Below are 17409 nucleotides of genomic sequence, written 5' to 3' on the forward strand. Positions count from 1 at the left end.
CCCCTCAAGGAGCAAGCGTCCATGGCCATGCCCACCATCAAACACGTCCGCGCGTCCGTCGTGCGCGGCGGCGGCGCCGACTATCACGACCAGCCCGACGGACACTGGATCGACGACCACATCTCGACGCCGATGGCGCGTTATCCGGAGTACCGGCAGAGCCGCCGCTCGTTCGGCATCGACGTGCTCGGCACGCTCGTCGTCGAAATCGAGGCGAGCGACGGCACGGTCGGTTTCGCGGTGACGACCGGCGGCGAGATCGGCGCGTTCATCGTCGAGCGGCATCTCGCGCGTTTCCTCGAAGGCCAGCGCGTGACCGACATCGAGAAGATGTGGGATCAGATGTACTACGCGACGCTCTATTACGGGCGCAAGGGCGTGGTGCTGAACACGATCTCCGGCGTCGATCTCGCGCTGTGGGACCTGCTCGGACAGATTCGCCAGGAGCCGGTGTATCAACTGCTCGGCGGCCCGGTGCGCGACGAGCTGCAGTTCTACGCGACCGGCGCGCGGCCGGACCTCGCGAAGCAGATGGGTTTCATCGGCGGCAAGCTGCCGTTGCAGCACGGGCCGGCCGAAGGCGAGGAGGGCTTGCGGATGAACATCGAGAAGCTCGCCGCGATGCGCGAGCGCGTCGGCGACGACTTCTGGCTGATGTACGACTGCTGGATGAGCCTCGACGTGCGCTATGCGACGCGGCTCGCGTCCGCCGCGCACGCGTACGGGCTGAAGTGGGTCGAGGAATGCCTGCCGCCCGACGACTACTGGGGTTATGCCGAACTGCGCCGCAACGTGCCGCGCGGGATGATGGTGTCGACCGGCGAGCACGAGGCGACGCGCTGGGGTTTCCGGATGCTGCTCGAAATGGGCTGCTGCGACCTGATTCAGCCGGATGTGAACTGGTGCGGCGGGATCACCGAGCTGATCAAGATTTCCGCGCTCGCGGACGCGCACAACGTGCTGGTCGCGCCGCACGGGTCGTCGGTGTACAGCTATCACTTCGTTGTCACGCGGCACAACTCGCCGTTCGCGGAGTTCCTGATGATGGCGCCGGGCGCGGACAAGGTGGTGCCGATGTTCACGCCGCTGCTGCTCGACGAACCGGTTCCGGTGAACGGCCGGATGAAGGTGCCGGACGCGCCGGGTTTCGGCGTGCGGCTCAATCCGGACTGCAAGCTGTCGCGGCCTTACACCCACTGACCCGCCCTGGCGGCCGAGGCGCCGCCGTCACGAGGAGAAACGCGTGCTGCTCAACGACAAGGTGGTGATCGTCACCGGCGGGTCGCGCGGGATCGGCCGCGCGATCGCGCTCGCGTGCGCGCGCGAGGGCGCGGACGTCGCGATCAATTACTGGGGCGACAACGACGCGTCGTACGGGCGTCGCGCCGCGATCGCCGAGGTGCTCGACGAGATCGGCCGGCTGGGGCGGCGCGCGATCGCGATCGAAGGCAACGTCGCCGCGCCGCAGACCGGCATCGACCTCGTGCGCCAGACGGTCGAGCGTTTCGGCAAGGTGGACGTACTCGCGAGCAACGCGGGCATCTGCCCGTTCCATTCGTTCCTCGACATGCCGCCCGCGGTGCTCGAACGCACGATCGGCGTGAACCTGAACGGCGCGTTCTACGTGACACAGGCGGTCGCGCGGCAGATGAAGGAGCAGGGCAGCGGCGGCGCGATCGTCGCGACAAGTTCGATCAGCGCGCTGGTCGGCGGCGGGATGCAGACGCACTACACGCCGACGAAGGCCGGCGTGCATTCGCTGATGCAGTCGTGCGCGATCGCGCTCGGACCTTACGGGATCCGATGCAATTCGGTGATGCCCGGCACGATCGCAACCGACCTGAACGCGGAGGATCTCGCGGACGAAACGAAGCGCCGCTACTTCGAGCAACGGATTCCGCTCGGGCGGCTGGGCCAGCCCGACGACGTCGCGGAATGCGTGGTGTTCCTCGCGTCGGACCGCGCGCGTTATGTGACGGGCGCGGCGCTGCTGGTCGACGGCGGGCTGTTCGTGAATCTGCAGTAGGCCGATTCAGCAGGCGGCGAGCGGCGACGCGCGCCGCGGGACCCGGGCGCCGCCGCCGGGCGAGAGCGGCTGTGTAAGCGGCGGCGGGAACGGTTGCGAAAAGCGGCGCAGCAGGCCGACGAAATGTTCGGCCGGCTCCGCGAGCGGTTCGTCGTTGCGCGTCAGGATGCCGAAACCGGGCAGGCTCTTGCCGATTTCGAGCGGCAGCGTGACGAGCAGTCCGCCGCGCACGTGATCGCGGACGACCGACTCCGGCAGCATCGCGACCGCGTCGAAGTTTTCGAGCAGTTGCAGCGTCGCGAAGATCGACGCGCATTCGGTCAGGTTCACCGGCGTCGCGAGTCCCGCGCGCGCCAGTTCGCCTTCGAACAGTTCGCGCGCGGGGCTCGCGATCGGCTGCGCGACCCACGGCCAGTCCATCAGTTCGGCGAGCGCGACGTTCGCGCGCCGCGCGAGCGGATGCCGCGCGCGCACGACGAGCACCAGCGTTTCGCGCGCGAGCGGCTCGAAGCCGAAGTCGTTGTGTTGCAGCGGCGTGGTGAGGCGGCCGAGCGCGAGATCCACTTCGCGGCGATGCAGCAACTGCACGACCTGGTCGCTGGTTTCGCCGAGGATGCGCACGTTCAGCAGCGGCCGTTCGGTCTTCAAGGCGGCGACCGCCTGCGCGAGCAGGTCGGGCGCGGCGCCCATGATCGCGCCGACGGTCAACTGGCCGTGGCCGCCGCGGCGCTTCACGTCGAGGTCTTCGGCGAAACGCGTGAGATCGGTGAGCGCGCGCCGCGCATAGGCGAGGGTGACGACGCCGAGCGACGTCGGCTGCATGCCGCGCGCATTGCGCTCGAAGAGGCGGAAGCCGAATGCCTCTTCGATGTCGCTCAGCATGCGGCTCGCGCTCGGCTGGGCGACGTTGATCGCGTCGGCGGCCTGATGCACGTTGCGCGCGTCGTCGAGCGCGACGAGCAGCGCAAGATGCTTGAACCGGAGCCGGTTGACGAGTGCGACAGCGGCTGTCTGGTGGTTCATGAACCCCCGCGATTCGGTTTGTGGATCGCCCGATCCCAACATCGGATTGTTTGGCTATCGGTGTGCGAATTATAGTCGCTGAACACGGCGGCGAGACAACCGGCGACACAACCGTCGATATAACGACAGGCAGGCTGGACGGAGACATCACGATGGAGACGATCGCCTTTCGGATGCGGCTCGATCCCGGTCAGCGGGACGAATACGAGCGGCGTCACCGCGCACTCTGGCCCGAACTCGCCGACGCGCTGCGCGACGCGGGCATCAGCGACTACTGGATCTTCGTCGACGACTCGAACGGTCATCTGTTCGCGGTGCTGAAGCGCCGCGACGATCACACGATGGACCGGCTGCCGCATCTGCCCGTGATGCGCAAATGGTGGGATTACATGGCCGACATCATGCAGACCGAACCGGACGGCGCGCCGGTGCAGCAGCCGCTCGACGCGGTTTTCCATCTGCGCTGAACGGACCGGAGCACGCGATGCAGGTCGTCGATCCGCACGTCCACTTCTGGGACCTCGCCGCCCATCATTACCCGTGGCTCGCGAATCCGGGCACGTCGTTCGTCGGCGATGCGCGCGAGCTGAAGCACGACTATCTGCCGGCCGATCTGCGGCGCGACGCCGGCGGCATCGACGTGCTGAAAGTCGTGCACGTCGAGGCGAATCACGATCCGGCCGATCCGGTCGAGGAGACGCGCTGGCTGCAATCGCTCGCCGATGCGAAAGAGCCAGGCTGGCCCGATGCGATCGTCGCGGCCGCCGACCTGAGCGATGCGAACGCGGAGCGCACGCTGGCCGCGCACGCCGCGTTCGCGCGCACGCGCGGCATCCGCCAGATCCTGAACGTGCACGACAACCCGCTGTACGACTATGTGGGACGCCATTATCTGCGCGACGAAGCGTGGCGCAGGCGCTTCGGGCTGCTCGCGCGTTACGGGCTGTCGTTCGATCTGCAACTGTATCCGTCACAGATGGCCGACGCGGCGGCGCTCGCGCGCGAGCATCCGGACGTGCAACTGATCGTCAACCACACGGGGATGTTCGTGGACCGTGACAGCGTCGCCGGTTATCGCGCGTGGCGCGACGGGCTGCGTTTACTCGCCGCCTGTCCGAACGTCGCGATCAAGATCAGCGGACTCGCGATGTTCGATCATCGCTGGACCGTCGAGAGCCTGCGCCCGTACGTGCTCGAAACGATCGACGCGTTCGGTGCCGAGCGTGCGATGTTCGCGTCGAACTTTCCGGTGGACCGGCTGTTCGGCACCTACGGCGACCTGTGGCGCGCGTATGCGTCGATCGTCGCGGGCGCGAGCGACGACGAACGCGCGGCGCTGTTCGTGCGCAATGCCGAACGCGTGTATCGATTAGGCGGCGAGCAACGATGACCTCGACTCCCGACTCGAACAGGGCGGCGCAACCCGGATCGCAAGCCCGACCGCAAGCCCGACCGCAAGCGCAGCCGCGCGGCGTGCCGCGTCTCGAACTGCGCCATGCGACGAAGGCGTTCGGCCGGGTGCGCGCGCTCGCCGACGGCACGCTCGCGCTGTGGCCCGGCGAGGTGCACGCGCTGCTCGGCGAAAACGGCGCGGGCAAGTCCACGCTCGTGAAGATTCTCGCCGGCGTGCATCAGCCCGACGGCGGCGAACTGCTCGTCGACGGCGTCGAGCGGCGTTTCGCGACGCCCGCGCATGCGCGCGACGCCGGCATCGCGGTGATCTACCAGGAGCCGACGCTGTTCTTCGATCTGTCGGTGGTCGAGAACATCCACATGGGCCGGCAGCCGGTGGACCGCTTCGGCCGCATCGACTACGACGCGATGCGTCGCGAGGTCGGCGAACTGCTTGCGTCGCTCGGCGTGGATCTGAAGCCGGAGCGGCTCGTGCGCGGTCTGTCGATCGCGGACCAGCAGGTGATCGAGATCGCGAAGGCGCTGTCGCTGAACGCGAACGTGCTCATCATGGACGAGCCGACCGCGGCATTGTCGCTGCCGGAAGTCGAGCGGCTGTTCGCGATCGTGCGCCGGCTGCGCGATCGCGGCGCGGCGATCCTGTTCATCACGCACCGGCTCGACGAGGTGTTCGCGCTGACGCAGCACGTGACGGTCATGCGCGACGGCGCGAAGGTGTTCGACGCACCGACCGCGACGCTGACCACCGATGCGATCGTCGCGAAGATGGTCGGCCGCGACCTCGCGACGTTCTATCCGAAGGCGGACGTGAAGCCGGGCGACGTGAAGCTGCGCGTGCGCGGCCTCACGCGCCGCGGCGTGTTCAGGGACGTGGCGTTCGACGTGCGCGCGGGCGAGATCGTCGCGCTCGCGGGGCTGGTCGGCGCGGGGCGCAGCGAGGTGGCGCGCGCGATCTTCGGCATCGATCCGCTCGACGCGGGCGACGTGCAAGTGGACGGCCAGCGGCTGAAGCCGGGGCGTCCGGCCGCCGCCGTCAAGGCCGGCCTCGCGCTGGTGCCGGAGGACCGTCGCCAGCAGGGGCTCGCGCTGGAGTTGAGCATCGCGTGCAACGCGTCGCTGACGGTGCTCGGGCGGCTCGTCCGGTTCGGTTTCCTGACGGGCGGCAGCGAACTGCGGCTCGCGCGGCGCTGGGGCGAACGGCTGCGCCTGAAGGCCGGCGACCTGAACGCGCCGGCCGGCACGCTGTCGGGCGGCAACCAGCAGAAGGTCGTGCTCGGCAAATGGCTCGCGACCGGGCCGAAGGTGCTCATCATCGACGAGCCGACGCGCGGCATCGACGTCGGCGCGAAGGCGGAAGTTTATGGCGCGCTCGCGGAACTGGTCCGCGAGGGGATGGCGGTGCTGATGATTTCGAGCGAGCTTCAGGAAGTGCTCGGCATGGCCGACCGCGTGCTGGTGATGCACGAAGGCCGGATCACCGCTGACATCGCGCGCGCGGATGCAACCGAAGAGCGGATCATGAGCGCGGCGCTCGGCGAGTCCGACGCTCACTGGGGGCATGCCGCATGATGCGCCACACTACGACGCCCCCGAACGGCCTGCACCCCGTGCACGCGACGCGCCGGCTGCGCGGCGCGGGCGGTTTGGCGGCCGCGCTCGCGAAGAGCCGCGAGACGACGCTGTTCGTCGTGCTGCTGCTGATCGTCGGCGGCACCGCGCTCGCGCGGCCGCAGTTTTTGAACCTGCAAAACCTGCGCGACGTGCTGCTGAACGTGTCGATCGTCAGCCTGCTGACCGCCGGCATGACGATCGTGATCCTGATGCGCCACATCGACCTGTCGGTCGGCTCGACGGTCGGTGTCAGCGCATATGCGGTCGGCAGCCTGTACGTCGCGTTCCCGCAGATGCCGGTGGTCGTCGCGCTCGCGGCCGGCGTCGCGATCGGCGTGGCCGCAGGCGCGATCAACGCGCTGCTGGTCGCGCTCGGCCGGGTGCCGTCGCTGGTGGCGACGCTGTCCACGCTGTACATCTTTCGCGGCGCGGACTACGCGTGGGTGCACGGCGGCCAGATCAACGCGACGAGCCTGCCGGACGCGTTCTCGCGGCTCGCGACCGGCGCGCTGTCCGGCATCCCGACGCTCGCGCTGATCGCGGTCGTGCTGCTGGTCGGCCTGTCCGCGTATCTGAAGCGGTTTCGCGGCGGCCGCGAGTTCTATGCGATCGGCTCGAACCCGGAAGCCGCGCGGCTCGCGGGCATCCGCGTGGAGCGCCGCGTGAGCGCCGGTTTCCTGATCAGCGGCGCGATCGCGGGTTTCGCGGGCGCGTTGTGGCTCGCGCGCTTCGGCACCGTCGACGCGAGCACCGCGAAAGGGATCGAATTGCAGGTGGTCGCGGCGGCGGTGGTCGGCAGCGTCGCGATTACCGGCGGCGTCGGCACGATACTCGGCGCGACGCTCGGCGCGCTGGTGCTGGGGGTCATCAGCATCGCGCTTGTCGTGCTGCACGTATCGCCGTTCTGGGAGCAGGCGATCGAAGGCGCGCTGATCGTCGCGGCGATCGCGGCGGACACGCTGCTCGCGCGCTCGGTTGCGAAACGGATGACGAGGAAACGCGATCATGGCTAGACCCGATTCCGTGTTGACCGCGCGCCGCGCGTCGCGCGCGCCCGGCTGGGAGGCGCTGCTCGTCGTGATCCTGATCGCGTCGCTCGGCGTCGGGCGCTGGTTGTCGCCGGTGTTCCTGACCGGCGCGAACCTCGAAAACGTGCTCGCGGACCTCACCGAGGTCGCGCTGATGGCGCTGCCGATGACGCTCGTGATCGTCGCGGCGGAAATCGACCTGTCGGTCGCGTCGGTGCTCGGCGCGTCGAGCGCGCTGCTCGGCGTGCTGTGGCACCTGGGTCTGCCGATGCCGGCCGCGATCGCGCTGGTGCTGGTCGCGGGCGCGCTCGCGGGCCTGTTCAACGGCCTCGTGATCGTGAAGCTGAACCTGCCGTCGCTCGCGGTGACGATCGGCACGCTCGCGCTGTTTCGCGGCCTCGCGTACGTGCTGCTCGGCGACCAGGCGATCGCCGACTTCCCGCCCGCGTACACGCTGTTCGCGATGAACACGCTCGGCAATACGTTCATTCCGCAGCCGTTCGCGATCGTGGTCGTCGCGGCGTTCGGCTTCACGTTGCTGCTGCAGGCGACCGCGTTCGGCCGCAGCCTTTATGCGATCGGCGCGAACAGCACGGCCGCCGCGTTCTCGGGCATCGACGTGCCGCGTCTGAAGCTGCGGCTCTTCGTGATCTCCGGCGCGATGAGCGCGCTCGCCGGCGTGCTGTACACGCTGCGTTTCACGAGCGCGCGCGGCGACAACGGCGAAGGGTTCGAACTGTCGGTGATCGCGGCGGTGCTGTTCGGCGGCGTCAGCATCTTCGGCGGGCGCGGGTCGATGGTCGGCGTGCTGCTGTCGCTCGCGATCGTCGGCGTGCTGAAGAACGCGTTGACGCTCGCGGACGTGTCGAGCGAGACGCTGACGATCGTGACCGGCGCGCTGCTGCTCGCGTCGGTGCTGATCCCGAACATGGCCGCGCGCTGGCGCGCGGTGCGCGACCGGCGGATCGTCGCGCGCTCGACGACGTAAGAGCAGCAGGCAGGCGTTGTGAAGAGGGCATGGACCCCGCCGGGCAGCAGCCCGGCATTCATCGAGGAGACACTTTCATGTTCAAGCCAGTACGTGGGGCCGGCGCGGCGCTGTTGTGCGCGCTGCTGCTCGGAGGGACGGCCGCGCACGCGGCCGGCATCAAGGACGGCCTGAAGATCGCGTTCGTGCCGAAGCAGATCAACAACCCGTACGAGGTGATCGCGGACAACGGCGGGATGGCGGCGATCGGCGAGTTCAAGGGCGTCGGCAAGGTGGTCGGACCGTCGGACGCGGGCGCGTCGTCGCAGGTGTCGTACATCAACACGCTGACCACGCAGCGCCAGGACGTGATCGTGATCGCCGCGAACGACGCGAATGCGCTGGTGCCGTACCTGAAGCGCGCGATGGCGCAGGGCATCAAGGTCGTCACGTTCGATTCGGATACCGCGCCCGAGGGCCGCCAGGTGTTCGTGAACCAGGCGGACGCGGAGAGCATCGGGCGCGGCCAGGTGCAGCTGGTCGCGAAGCTGATGGGCGGCGAGGGCGAGTTCGCGATCCTGTCCGCGACGCCGAACGCGACGAACCAGAACACGTGGATCAGGTGGATGCAGGAGGAACTGAAGAAACCCGAGTACGCGAAGATGAAGCTCGTGAAGATCGCGTACGGCAACGACGACGACCAGAAGTCGTTCGTCGAGACCCAGGGGCTGTTGCAGGCGTATCCGAACCTGAAGGCGATCGTCGCGCCGACGACCGTCGGGATCGCGGCGGCCGCGCGCTACATCTCGACGTCGTCGAGCAAGGGCAAGGTGGCCGTGACCGGCCTCGGCACGCCGAACCAGATGCGCGCGTTCGTGAAGAACGGCACCGTGACGGCGTTCCAGTTGTGGGACCCGGGCCAGCTTGGTTATCTGGCCGCGTATGCGGCGGCGAACCTCGCGTCGGGGACGATCACCGGCAAGGAGGGCGACTCGTTCGACGCGGGCAAGCTCGGCAAGCGGACGGTCGGCAAGAGCGGCGAGGTGATCCTCGGGCCGCCGACGACGTTCGATGCGTCGAATATCGACAACTTCAATTTTTGAGTGAGCGGCGGGCGGTGCGGCGCGAAGCGGCCGCTGGCGGGCGAAACAGGATGATCGCGAAGCCGGACCGGCCGTGCGGCGCCGGGTAGGCCGTCGCGTTCGCGAGGTCGGCTCCTGGGGCAGGGCGCGGATATCGCGGGGGCAGTTTCCCTGTGCTGCGGACGGTTAACCGGGAGGTTGCCGTCGAGCCATCCGTTGCGGGCCGGGCGCGACCGGCCGCTAGAACCGCACGCCGGTCCCGCATCCGCCCGCGAAACCGCCGCCGCTGCCGCCCGCCGCGCCGCAGAACACGCCGCAGCCGGACAGCGCCGCCGCGACCAGCACGCAGACCGCCGCCGCGCGAAGCCGGCGGACATAACGCGCGGTTCTCGCGAGCGCGTGAGTTGGCGCGACGCGACAGGACAGGCGCAAACCGCTGGCAACAGTGGGTCGTAGACGCATCATGGTTCGCTTACCGAACGTTTCGCCGCGCGCGGCCGGCCGGATCGACGGCCGCCGCATCGGCGCATGACGATCACCCTACCCGATCCGGCGACCGCGATCCGCGCGCGACGCTTCCGTCCCCACAATCGACCACGCGCGCCACGGCCGTCGCGCGCATCGGACACCGGCGTGCGCGCCGGAATTTGCCTGCTAGAATGCGTGAGCCGTAACGTAGTGGACCGCTGATGAAATTGCTTGATGCACTGGTCGAACAACGGATTGCCGCCGCTGCCGCGCGCGGCGAGTTCGACGATTTGCCGGGTGCCGGCGCGCCGCAGGAACTGGACGACGACGTGCTCGTGCCCGAGGAGGTGCGGGTGGCGAATCGCATCCTGAAGAACGCGGGTTTCGTGCCGCCGGCCGTCGAACAACTGCGCGCGCTGCGCGACCTGGAGTGCGAACTGGCGACCGTCGGCGACGACAAGGCCGGGCAGTGCCGGTTGCGTGCGCGGATGCTCGCGCTCGACATGGCGCTCGAATCGCTGCGCGGCGGGCCGATGGTCGTGCCGCACGAGTATCGCCGGCGCATCGTCGAACGGCTTTCCGGGCGCTCGCTCGCCGGGGGCGCGGACGCGGCGGAGAAGCCGTGACCGCTGCCACCGCGACGCCCGCCGACGTCGGCGCGACCCCGCCGGCGGATGCCGGGGCCGGGTGTTCGTCGGCGTCGAGTTCCGATCCTGTCCGTTCCGATTCCACGACTTCCCCGACTTCCCCGACTTTCCTAATGTCCGCCGATGCTTCGGGCGACGGCTCCGATTCGCATGGAGTCGCGGCCGGAACCTCCGACGACAGTCAGGCCGATTCCGGCGCACCGTCCACTGACGACGCCTACGTTGCGCCGGACACGTCCGCAACAGCCCCGATCACCGACCGCGACCGCCGCTTCATGCGGCTTGCGCAGGCCGCCGCCGAAGAGGCGCGCGCGGCCGGCGAAGTGCCGGTCGGCGCGGTGCTGGTGCGCGGCGACGAAGTGATCGCAACGGGCTTCAACCATCCGATCGGCGGACACGACCCGTCCGCGCACGCGGAAATGGCCGCGTTGCGCGCGGGTGCGCAGGCGCTCGGCAACTACCGGCTGCCCGGCTGCGAGCTGTACGTGACGCTGGAGCCTTGCCTGATGTGCGCGGGCGCGATCATGCACGCGCGCATCGCGCGGGTCGTGTTCGGCGCGTACGATCCGAAGACCGGCGCGTGCGGCAGCGTCGTCGATGCGTTCGCGAACGGGCAGTTGAACCATCACGCGGCGGTCGTCGGCGGCGTGCTGGAGGACGAATGCGGCGCGTCGCTGCGTTCGTTCTTCGCGGAGCGGCGGCGCGCGAGCCGCGCGGCCCGCGACGCGGCGCGGGCGGCCGGTTCTTCGCAGGTCCAGACGCAGGCCGGCTCGCCTGACACCGACAACGACACCGATCTCGACCCCCACCGAAGCGAATCCTCATGAGCGCCCACCGCACCATCGAACTGATTGCGCCTTCGGGCTATCCGCACGATCCGGCCGCGATTCATCGCGCGCTCGAACGGCTGCATGCGCAGGGCCATCGCGTCGAAGGCGTCGACGCGACCGAGCGGCGTTATCTGCGCTTCGCGGGCACCGACGGCCAGCGCGCGGCGGAGCTGAACCGGCTCGCGGACGCGTCGCGTCCGCTGCCGGACATCGTGCTCGCGGTGCGCGGCGGTTACGGCGCGGTGCGGCTGCTGCACGGCCTCGACTACGACGGATTGCAGAACCGCCTGCGCGGGCAGCCGGTCGCGTTCGTCGGCCACAGCGACTTCACCGCGATCCAGTTGGCGCTGCTCGCGCGCTCGGGGCTGACAACGTTCGGCGGCCCGATGCTCGCGAGCGATTTCGGCGCGGACGAGGTGAGCCACTTCACGATGCGTCACTTCTGGAACGCGCTGACGACGCCGACCTTCACGCTGAAGGTGAACGCGCCGCAGCCGCAGCCGGTCAGCGCGTCGGGGATGCTGTGGGGCGGCAACCTTGCGGTGCTGACGTCGCTCGTCGGCACGCCGTACATGCCGCCGGTGCAGGGCGGCATCCTGTTCGTCGAGGACGTGAACGAGCAGCCGTTCCGGGTCGAGCGGATGATCTATCAACTGCATCTGTCGGGGATCCTCGCGCAGCAGCAGGCGCTGGTGCTCGGTGATTTTTCGGGCGGCAAGGCGTTCGACTACGACAACGGCTACGACCTCCAGGCGATGGTCGAGCAGGTGCGCTCGGTCGTCGGCATTCCGGTGCTCACCGGACTGCCGTTCGGCCATATCGCGGACATGGTGACGTTGCCGGTCGGCGCGTCCGCGAAGCTCGAAGCGGACCGGCACGGCTTCGAATTGACGGTCAGCGATTATCCGCACCTCGGTTAGATTCCGGCTCGCCGCGCATCGCAGACAGGAAGCGCCCGCGAAGGGCGCTTTTTTACGTCCCTCTATGCAACTAACTGTCTGTTTCTATCGACGTCATCGAACGGAAATCGCCACCGGTTCTCCACAGGATTGTTGACAAAAAATCGTCCAGCAGGATGATGGGTTTTCCCCTTCAAGGTGCGAAATTCCCTTTAAAGATGCGGGATTCCCCATAATGCTGCATGCGCTTCGGCGCGCCGCCTGAGTATTTTCCCGACCGTGGCCGATAAAATTGTTGACAATCTTTATGTCCAATCTAGGATACCCACCATCAAGGCCAGCCCCATGCGAAACCCCGTGACCGACGCCGACACGACCAGCACGAAGCCCGACGCGATCGCCGCGCGCATCCGCGACGCGATCCTGGAGCATCGGCTGTCGCCCGGCGCGAAGCTGACCGAAGCGCAGTTATGCGAAGTATTCGGCGTGAAGCGCGGCCCGATCCGGCAGGCGCTCGCGCTGCTCGCGACCGACCATCTCGTGGACCTGGAGCCGAATCGCGGCGCGTTCGTCGCCAGCCCGTCGCTCCAGCAGGTGCACGAGGTGTTCGAGATGCGGCGGATCATCGAACTGGCCGTGGTCGAGCGCGTGTGCAGCGCGCATCACGGCGCGCGGCGGCTGAAGAGCATCGGCGAGTCGATCCGCCGCGAGCGCAAGGCGTTCGAGGGGCGCGATTTTCCGGCGTGGATCCGGCTGTCCGGCGAATTCCACACGGCGCTCGCGGAGCTGACCGGCAACACGGTGCTGTGCGACTGCCTGAACGGCCTCGTCGCGCGCTCGACGCTGATCTCTGCGCTGTACGAGTCGCCGGGACGCAGCCCGTGTTCGTTCGACGATCACGCGGCGATCCTCGCGGCGCTCGAAAGCGGGCGCGCGCAGGAGGCCGCCGAATTGATGACGCGCCATCTGCAGGCCGTCGAGTTGAGGATGCTGGATCGGCCGGCCCGCGCGGCCGTCGATCTGCAGGAGGTGTTCGGCGCGCGCGACAGCGCCGCCGGGTCGCGTTGACGTGACACCGCTCCCGCGAGGGACGCGTCGGCCGGCCAGGCAGAACAATCAGCGGATCGAACCGGGATCGGGCCTGGGCGCGAGCATACGCGACCGGCGGACCGCGTTCGTCCCTCGCCCGCGTAGTCGTGGCGGCATCGACCCGGTGCCGGCGGCAGACGGCGGGCGGCTGCGGTCCCGCGCGCGTCGAGCGGCGGGCATGGGGTCGGGCGTGCGTAACTGGCACGCACGATGCAAGCGGCTGTGACCGGTTTTTCCTGTCGGCGTATCCACCACGAGGAGCGGATCATGGCTCAGTTCAGCGCAGCACCAGGCAATCCCGCGGTTCCCGGTTTCGAATCAGACGACGGCGGCGATCCGTCCGGCGGCGGCCGCGTGCCGGCCGGCTACAGCGAGCGGCTGTACAACCACGACCTCGCGCCGCTGCGCGACCAGACCTGGGGCGCGTACAACATCTTCGCGTTCTGGATGTCCGACGTGCACAGCGTCGGCGGCTACGTGTTCGCGGGCAGCCTGTTCGCGCTCGGCCTCACGAGCTGGCAGGTGCTGATCTCGCTGCTGGTCGGCATCGGCATCGTGAACGTGCTGTGCAACCTGATCGCGCGGCCGAGCCAGCGTCACGGCGTGCCGTATCCGGTCGCGTGCCGCGCGACGTTCGGCGTGCTCGGCGCGAACCTTCCGGCGGTGATCCGCGGGCTGATCGCGGTCGCGTGGTACGGCATCCAGACCTATCTCGCGTCGAGCGCGCTGGTGATCGTCATGCTGAAGTTCTTCCCGCAGCTGATGCCGTATGCGGACGTGCACCGGCACGGCATGCTGGGCCTGTCCACGCTCGGCTGGACCGGCTTCATGACGCTGTGGGTGCTGCAGGCGCTGGTGTTCTGGAACGGGATGGAGACGATCAAGAAGTTCATCGACTTCGCCGGCCCGGCCGTCTACGTCGTGATGTTCGCGCTCGCCGGCTACATGGTGTATCGCGCGGGCTGGAGCAACATCGGCCTGAATCTCGGCGGCGTCAAGTATCACGGCGCGGAAGTGATCCCGGTGATGATCACCGCGATCTCGCTCGTCGTGTCGTACTTCTCCGGGCCGATGCTGAACTTCGGCGACTTCTCGCGCTACGGCAAGACGCTGAAGAGCGTGCATCGCGGCAACTTCTGGGGGCTGCCGGTCAACTTCCTCGCGTTCTCGCTCGTCACCGTGATCACGACGTCCGCGACGCTGCCGGTGTTCGGTCAACTGATCACCGATCCGGTCGAAACGGTCGGCCGCATCGACCAGCCGACCGCGGTGATCCTCGGCGCGCTGACGTTCACGATCGCGACCATCGGCATCAACATCGTCGCGAACTTCGTGTCGCCGGCGTTCGACTTCTCGAACGTCGCGCCGCGCCGCATCAGCTGGCGCGCAGGCGGCATGCTCGCGGCGGTCGCGTCGGTGTTCATCACGCCGTGGAACCTGTTCAACAACCCGGCGGTGATCCACTACACGCTCGACGTGCTCGGCGCGTTCATCGGCCCGCTGTACGGCGTGCTGGTGGTGGACTTCTATCTGGTGAAGCGCGGCCGTCTCGCGGTCGACGATCTGTACACCGTGTCGCCGTCCGGCGCGTACTGGTACAGCGACGGCGTGAACTGGCGCGCGGTCGCGGCGCTGCTGCCGGCCGCGCTGATCGCGGTGCTGTGCGTGATGGTGCCGGGCCTGAGCGGCGCGGCGAATTTCTCGTGGTTCATCGGCGCGGCGCTCGGCGCGCTGTTCTATCGCGCGCTGACGATGGGCGCGACCGCGCGCGCATGAACCGCATCGCTGGGGCAATAACGGAGGCGCCATGCGCATCAAGCTGATCAATCCGAACACGACGCAGCGGATGACCGCCGCGATGGGCCAGTGCGCGCGCGCGCTGGTCGCGCCGGGCACCGAGGTCGTCGCGGTGAGTCCGCCGATGGGGCCGCCGTCGATCGAAGGGTATTACGACGAGGCGCTCGCGACGCCGGGCCTGCTCGCGGAGATCGAGGCGGGCGAGCGCGACGGTTTCGACGGTTACGTGATCGCGTGTTTCGGCGACCCCGGCCTTTATGCGGCGCGCGAACTGGCGCGCGGGCCGGTGGTCGGCATCGCGGAAGCGGCGATGCACGCGGCCAGCGTGCTCGCGCCGGGTTTTTCGGTGGTCACGACGCTGGCGCGCACGCGCGGGATGGCGTGGCATCTCGCGGAACGTTACGGGATGACGCGCTTCTGCCGCAACGTGCGGGCGATCGACGTCGCGGTGCTCGAACTCGACGAGCCCGGCTCGTCCGCGCGGCTCGCGATCGTCGACGAGTGCCGCCGCGCGCTCGACGAGGACGGCGCGGACGCGATCGTGCTCGGCTGCGCGGGGATGACGACGCTGTGCGCGCAGATCGAGGACGCGCTCGCGGTGCCGGTGGTCGACGGCGTGACGGCGGCGGTCAAGTGGGTCGAAGGGCTGGTCGCGCTGCGGCTCGTGACGGCGAAGCGGGGCGAGTTCGCGCGTCCGCTGCCGAAGCGTTACGACGGCGAATTCGCGCGCTTCAGTCCGGCCGGCGCGGCGACGGACCCGGCTTCGGACCCGCCGGGCGCACCGGGCGCGCGTCCGCTGCGCTTCGGGTAAACGCGCAGCGGACCGGACGCGCTCATACCGGCGGGTTGACCCGCATTATCTGCATCGGTGTATGGGCGCGCCGGAGCGATTTCGCTACACTGGTCCGCACCTGAAGGGCGCGCGGCGCGTGGGTTCGGCACCGGTTCACGCTGTATCCCGCGTTGTTTTCCGCATGCCGCGCGCGTTCCGTTCCGTCATCGTTCAGTCGTCGCCTGTCAACCATGCCACTCGATCCCCACTACCCCCGCGATCTCATCGGCTACGGCCGTCATCCGGTGCAGGCCCACTGGCCGGGCCGCGCGCGCGTCGCGGTGCAGTTCGTGCTGAACTACGAAGAAGGCGGCGAAAACTGCGTGCTGCACGGCGACGCCGGCTCCGAGCAGTTCCTGTCCGAGATCGTCGGCGCGGCTGCGTATCCGTCGCGCCACATGAGCATGGAGTCGATCTACGAATACGGGTCGCGCGCGGGCGTGTGGCGGATCCTGCGCGAGTTCGAGAAGCGCGGGCTGCCGCTGACGGTGTTCGGCGTCGGCATGGCGATCGAGCGCAACCCGGAAGTCGCGCGCGCGTTCGTCGAGTTGGGGCACGAGATCGCGTGCCACGGTTATCGCTGGATCCACTATCAGGATGCGACGCCCGAACTCGAAGCGGAGCACATGAAGCTCGGCATGGAGGCGATCGAGCGGATCGCCGGCGTGCGCCCGCTCGGCTGGTACACCGGCCGCGACAGCCCGAACACGCATCGGCTCGTCGCCGAATACGGCGGTTTCCTGTACGACTCCGACTATTACGGCGACGACCTGCCGTTCTGGATGGAGGTCGAGGTGACGGGCGGGCAGACGACGCCGCAGCTGATCGTCCCGTACACGCTCGACACGAACGACATGCGCTTCGCGACGCCGCAAGGCTTCAACACCGCGGATCATTTCTTCACGTATCTGCGCGACGCGTTCGACGTGCTGTACGAGGAGGGCGACGAAGCGCCGAAGATGCTGTCGGTCGGCATGCATTGCCGGCTGCTCGGCCGTCCCGGACGCTTCCGCGCGTTGCAGCGGTTCCTCGATCACATCGAGCGGCACGACCGCGTGTGGGTCACGCGCCGCGTGGACATCGCGCGCCACTGGCGCGAAAAACATCCGTGGCAGCCGGGGACGACGGAATGAAAGTCATGCGCCATACGCTCGAACAACTGAACCGGATGTCGGCCGGCGCGTTCGTCGCGGCGCTCGGCGGCATCTTCGAACATTCGCCGTGGGTCGCGCAGGCGGCGGAGCCGCAGCGTCCGTTCGACAGCATCGACGCGCTGCACCGGACGATGGCGCACGCGGTCGAGACGGCCGGCGAGGCGCGCCAGCTCGCGCTCATCAACGCGCACCCGGAACTGGCCGGCAAGGCGGCGGTGCGCGGCGAACTGACCGCCGAATCGACCCGCGAGCAGAGCGGCGCGGGCCTCGACCAGTGCACGCAGCAGGAGTTCGATACGCTGCAACGGCTGAACCGCGCGTATCGCGAGCGGTTCGGCTTCCCGTTCATCCTCGCGGTGCGCGGTTACGACCGGCACGGCATCATCGCGAACTTCGAGGCGCGCGTGCAGAACAGCCGCGTCGACGAACTGCGCGCGAGCCTCGACCAGATCTACCGCATTGCGCGCTTCCGGCTCGACGAGCTGATCGACGCGTGACGCGACGCACGCGCCCGGCGACCGCCGCGGCGCGCCGCACCCGTAC

Annotated in this window: 18 protein-coding genes; 16 read left to right on the top strand and 2 right to left on the bottom strand. The window is 68.7% G+C overall.

All coding sequences use genetic code 11. The features are described from left to right. Positions 1-21: 21 nt before the first annotated feature. Both rhmD and lra1 read left to right on the top strand, forming a co-directional pair. Positions 22-1200, top strand: coding sequence for an L-rhamnonate dehydratase (rhmD, locus tag BLV92_RS08385; RefSeq protein WP_090543973.1), 1179 nt, complete (start codon positions 22-24; stop codon positions 1198-1200). Between the two features lie 43 nt (positions 1201-1243). Further along, a complete protein-coding gene (gene lra1, locus BLV92_RS08390) occupies positions 1244-2026 on the top strand; it encodes an L-rhamnose 1-dehydrogenase Lra1 (RefSeq protein ID WP_090543975.1) in 783 nt (260 codons plus the stop codon). A 6-nt stretch (positions 2027-2032) separates the two neighbouring features. On the opposite strand, the gene BLV92_RS08395 is transcribed toward lra1, so the two are convergent. Beyond that, on the bottom strand, positions 2033-3049 hold the full coding sequence (locus BLV92_RS08395; protein ID WP_090543977.1) for a LysR family transcriptional regulator: 1017 nt from the start codon (positions 3047-3049) through the stop codon (positions 2033-2035). 152 nt (positions 3050-3201) lie between these two features. Between BLV92_RS08395 and BLV92_RS08400 the strand changes: the two genes are divergently transcribed. The 6 genes from BLV92_RS08400 (at position 3202) to rhaS (ending at position 9171) form a co-directional block, all read left to right on the top strand. Continuing rightward, entirely contained in the window at positions 3202-3516 is a 315-nt protein-coding gene (locus tag BLV92_RS08400) for an L-rhamnose mutarotase (RefSeq protein WP_090543979.1), read from the top strand. 17 nt (positions 3517-3533) lie between these two features. Next, on the top strand, positions 3534-4439 hold the full coding sequence (locus BLV92_RS08405) for an amidohydrolase family protein (protein WP_090543981.1): 906 nt from the start codon (positions 3534-3536) through the stop codon (positions 4437-4439). Between the two features lie 83 nt (positions 4440-4522). Next, a complete protein-coding gene (locus tag BLV92_RS08410; RefSeq protein ID WP_244283763.1) occupies positions 4523-6031 on the top strand; it encodes a sugar ABC transporter ATP-binding protein in 1509 nt (502 codons plus the stop codon). Then, complete coding sequence (locus BLV92_RS08415; RefSeq protein WP_090543985.1) at positions 6028-7086, top strand: ABC transporter permease; 1059 nt, start codon at positions 6028-6030, stop codon at positions 7084-7086. The genes BLV92_RS08410 and BLV92_RS08415 overlap by 4 nt, the downstream gene beginning before the upstream one ends. Then, positions 7079-8089: an ABC transporter permease gene (locus tag BLV92_RS08420; RefSeq protein WP_090543987.1), complete on the top strand. Its 1011-nt coding sequence runs from the start codon at positions 7079-7081 to the stop codon at positions 8087-8089. Before BLV92_RS08415 ends, BLV92_RS08420 begins: the two co-directional genes overlap by 8 nt. A 77-nt stretch (positions 8090-8166) precedes the next feature. Beyond that, the gene (rhaS, locus tag BLV92_RS08425; protein ID WP_090543989.1) at positions 8167-9171 is read left to right on the top strand and encodes a rhamnose ABC transporter substrate-binding protein; all 1005 of its coding nucleotides are present in this window, start codon (positions 8167-8169) and stop codon (positions 9169-9171) included. Positions 9172-9390: 219 nt separating this feature from the next. Here rhaS and BLV92_RS08430 read toward each other — a convergent pair whose 3' ends face one another. After that, positions 9391-9615, bottom strand: coding sequence for a hypothetical protein (locus tag BLV92_RS08430; protein ID WP_134166481.1), 225 nt, complete (start codon positions 9613-9615; stop codon positions 9391-9393). 224 nt (positions 9616-9839) lie between these two features. Here BLV92_RS08430 and BLV92_RS08435 point away from each other — a divergent pair, with 224 nt between their 5' ends. From BLV92_RS08435 to uraD, 8 genes are all read left to right on the top strand, one after another. Beyond that, positions 9840-10244, top strand: coding sequence for a DnaJ family domain-containing protein (locus BLV92_RS08435; protein WP_090543993.1), 405 nt, complete (start codon positions 9840-9842; stop codon positions 10242-10244). A 134-nt stretch (positions 10245-10378) separates the two neighbouring features. Then, positions 10379-11092, top strand: a complete 714-nt coding sequence (gene tadA / locus BLV92_RS08440; RefSeq protein ID WP_244283764.1) for a tRNA adenosine(34) deaminase TadA — start codon at positions 10379-10381, stop codon at positions 11090-11092. Further along, entirely contained in the window at positions 11089-12015 is a 927-nt protein-coding gene (gene ldcA / locus BLV92_RS08445) for a muramoyltetrapeptide carboxypeptidase (protein WP_090543995.1), read from the top strand. Before tadA ends, ldcA begins: the two co-directional genes overlap by 4 nt. A gap of 324 nt (positions 12016-12339) precedes the next feature. Further along, positions 12340-13062 carry a GntR family transcriptional regulator gene (locus tag BLV92_RS08450; RefSeq protein WP_090543997.1) on the top strand — a complete coding sequence of 241 codons (723 nt, stop codon included), beginning with the start codon at positions 12340-12342 and terminating at the stop codon, positions 13060-13062. Positions 13063-13350: 288 nt separating this feature from the next. After that, on the top strand, positions 13351-14859 hold the full coding sequence (locus BLV92_RS08455; RefSeq protein WP_090543999.1) for an NCS1 family nucleobase:cation symporter-1: 1509 nt from the start codon (positions 13351-13353) through the stop codon (positions 14857-14859). Positions 14860-14890: 31 nt separating this feature from the next. Further along, positions 14891-15691 carry an aspartate/glutamate racemase family protein gene (locus tag BLV92_RS08460; RefSeq protein ID WP_090544001.1) on the top strand — a complete coding sequence of 267 codons (801 nt, stop codon included), beginning with the start codon at positions 14891-14893 and terminating at the stop codon, positions 15689-15691. A 212-nt stretch (positions 15692-15903) separates the two neighbouring features. Next, positions 15904-16845, top strand: a complete 942-nt coding sequence (gene puuE / locus BLV92_RS08465; protein WP_090544003.1) for an allantoinase PuuE — start codon at positions 15904-15906, stop codon at positions 16843-16845. Next, positions 16842-17363: a 2-oxo-4-hydroxy-4-carboxy-5-ureidoimidazoline decarboxylase gene (uraD, locus tag BLV92_RS08470; RefSeq protein WP_090544005.1), complete on the top strand. Its 522-nt coding sequence runs from the start codon at positions 16842-16844 to the stop codon at positions 17361-17363. Before puuE ends, uraD begins: the two co-directional genes overlap by 4 nt. Positions 17364-17409: the final 46 nt, after the last annotated feature.

It is taken from the genome of Paraburkholderia caballeronis (genome assembly GCF_900104845.1).
Lineage (GTDB): Bacteria > Pseudomonadota > Gammaproteobacteria > Burkholderiales > Burkholderiaceae > Paraburkholderia > Paraburkholderia caballeronis.

Excerpts from the sequence above, each read along its gene's own strand:
- rhmD (WP_090543973.1), top strand. The coding sequence starts at position 22 with ATGGCCATGCCCACCATCAAACACGTCCGCGCGTCCGTCGTGCGCGGC.
- BLV92_RS08395 (WP_090543977.1), bottom strand. The coding sequence starts at position 3,049 with ATGAACCACCAGACAGCCGCTGTCGCACTCGTCAACCGGCTCCGGTTC.
- BLV92_RS08400 (WP_090543979.1), top strand. The coding sequence starts at position 3,202 with ATGGAGACGATCGCCTTTCGGATGCGGCTCGATCCCGGTCAGCGGGAC.
- BLV92_RS08405 (WP_090543981.1), top strand. The coding sequence starts at position 3,534 with ATGCAGGTCGTCGATCCGCACGTCCACTTCTGGGACCTCGCCGCCCAT.
- BLV92_RS08415 (WP_090543985.1), top strand. The coding sequence starts at position 6,028 with ATGATGCGCCACACTACGACGCCCCCGAACGGCCTGCACCCCGTGCAC.
- BLV92_RS08420 (WP_090543987.1), top strand. The coding sequence starts at position 7,079 with ATGGCTAGACCCGATTCCGTGTTGACCGCGCGCCGCGCGTCGCGCGCG.
- rhaS (WP_090543989.1), top strand. The coding sequence starts at position 8,167 with ATGTTCAAGCCAGTACGTGGGGCCGGCGCGGCGCTGTTGTGCGCGCTG.
- BLV92_RS08430 (WP_134166481.1), bottom strand. The coding sequence starts at position 9,615 with ATGATGCGTCTACGACCCACTGTTGCCAGCGGTTTGCGCCTGTCCTGT.
- BLV92_RS08435 (WP_090543993.1), top strand. The coding sequence starts at position 9,840 with ATGAAATTGCTTGATGCACTGGTCGAACAACGGATTGCCGCCGCTGCC.
- tadA (WP_244283764.1), top strand. The coding sequence starts at position 10,379 with ATGTCCGCCGATGCTTCGGGCGACGGCTCCGATTCGCATGGAGTCGCG.
- ldcA (WP_090543995.1), top strand. The coding sequence starts at position 11,089 with ATGAGCGCCCACCGCACCATCGAACTGATTGCGCCTTCGGGCTATCCG.
- BLV92_RS08450 (WP_090543997.1), top strand. The coding sequence starts at position 12,340 with ATGCGAAACCCCGTGACCGACGCCGACACGACCAGCACGAAGCCCGAC.
- BLV92_RS08455 (WP_090543999.1), top strand. The coding sequence starts at position 13,351 with ATGGCTCAGTTCAGCGCAGCACCAGGCAATCCCGCGGTTCCCGGTTTC.
- BLV92_RS08460 (WP_090544001.1), top strand. The coding sequence starts at position 14,891 with ATGCGCATCAAGCTGATCAATCCGAACACGACGCAGCGGATGACCGCC.
- puuE (WP_090544003.1), top strand. The coding sequence starts at position 15,904 with ATGCCACTCGATCCCCACTACCCCCGCGATCTCATCGGCTACGGCCGT.
- uraD (WP_090544005.1), top strand. The coding sequence starts at position 16,842 with ATGAAAGTCATGCGCCATACGCTCGAACAACTGAACCGGATGTCGGCC.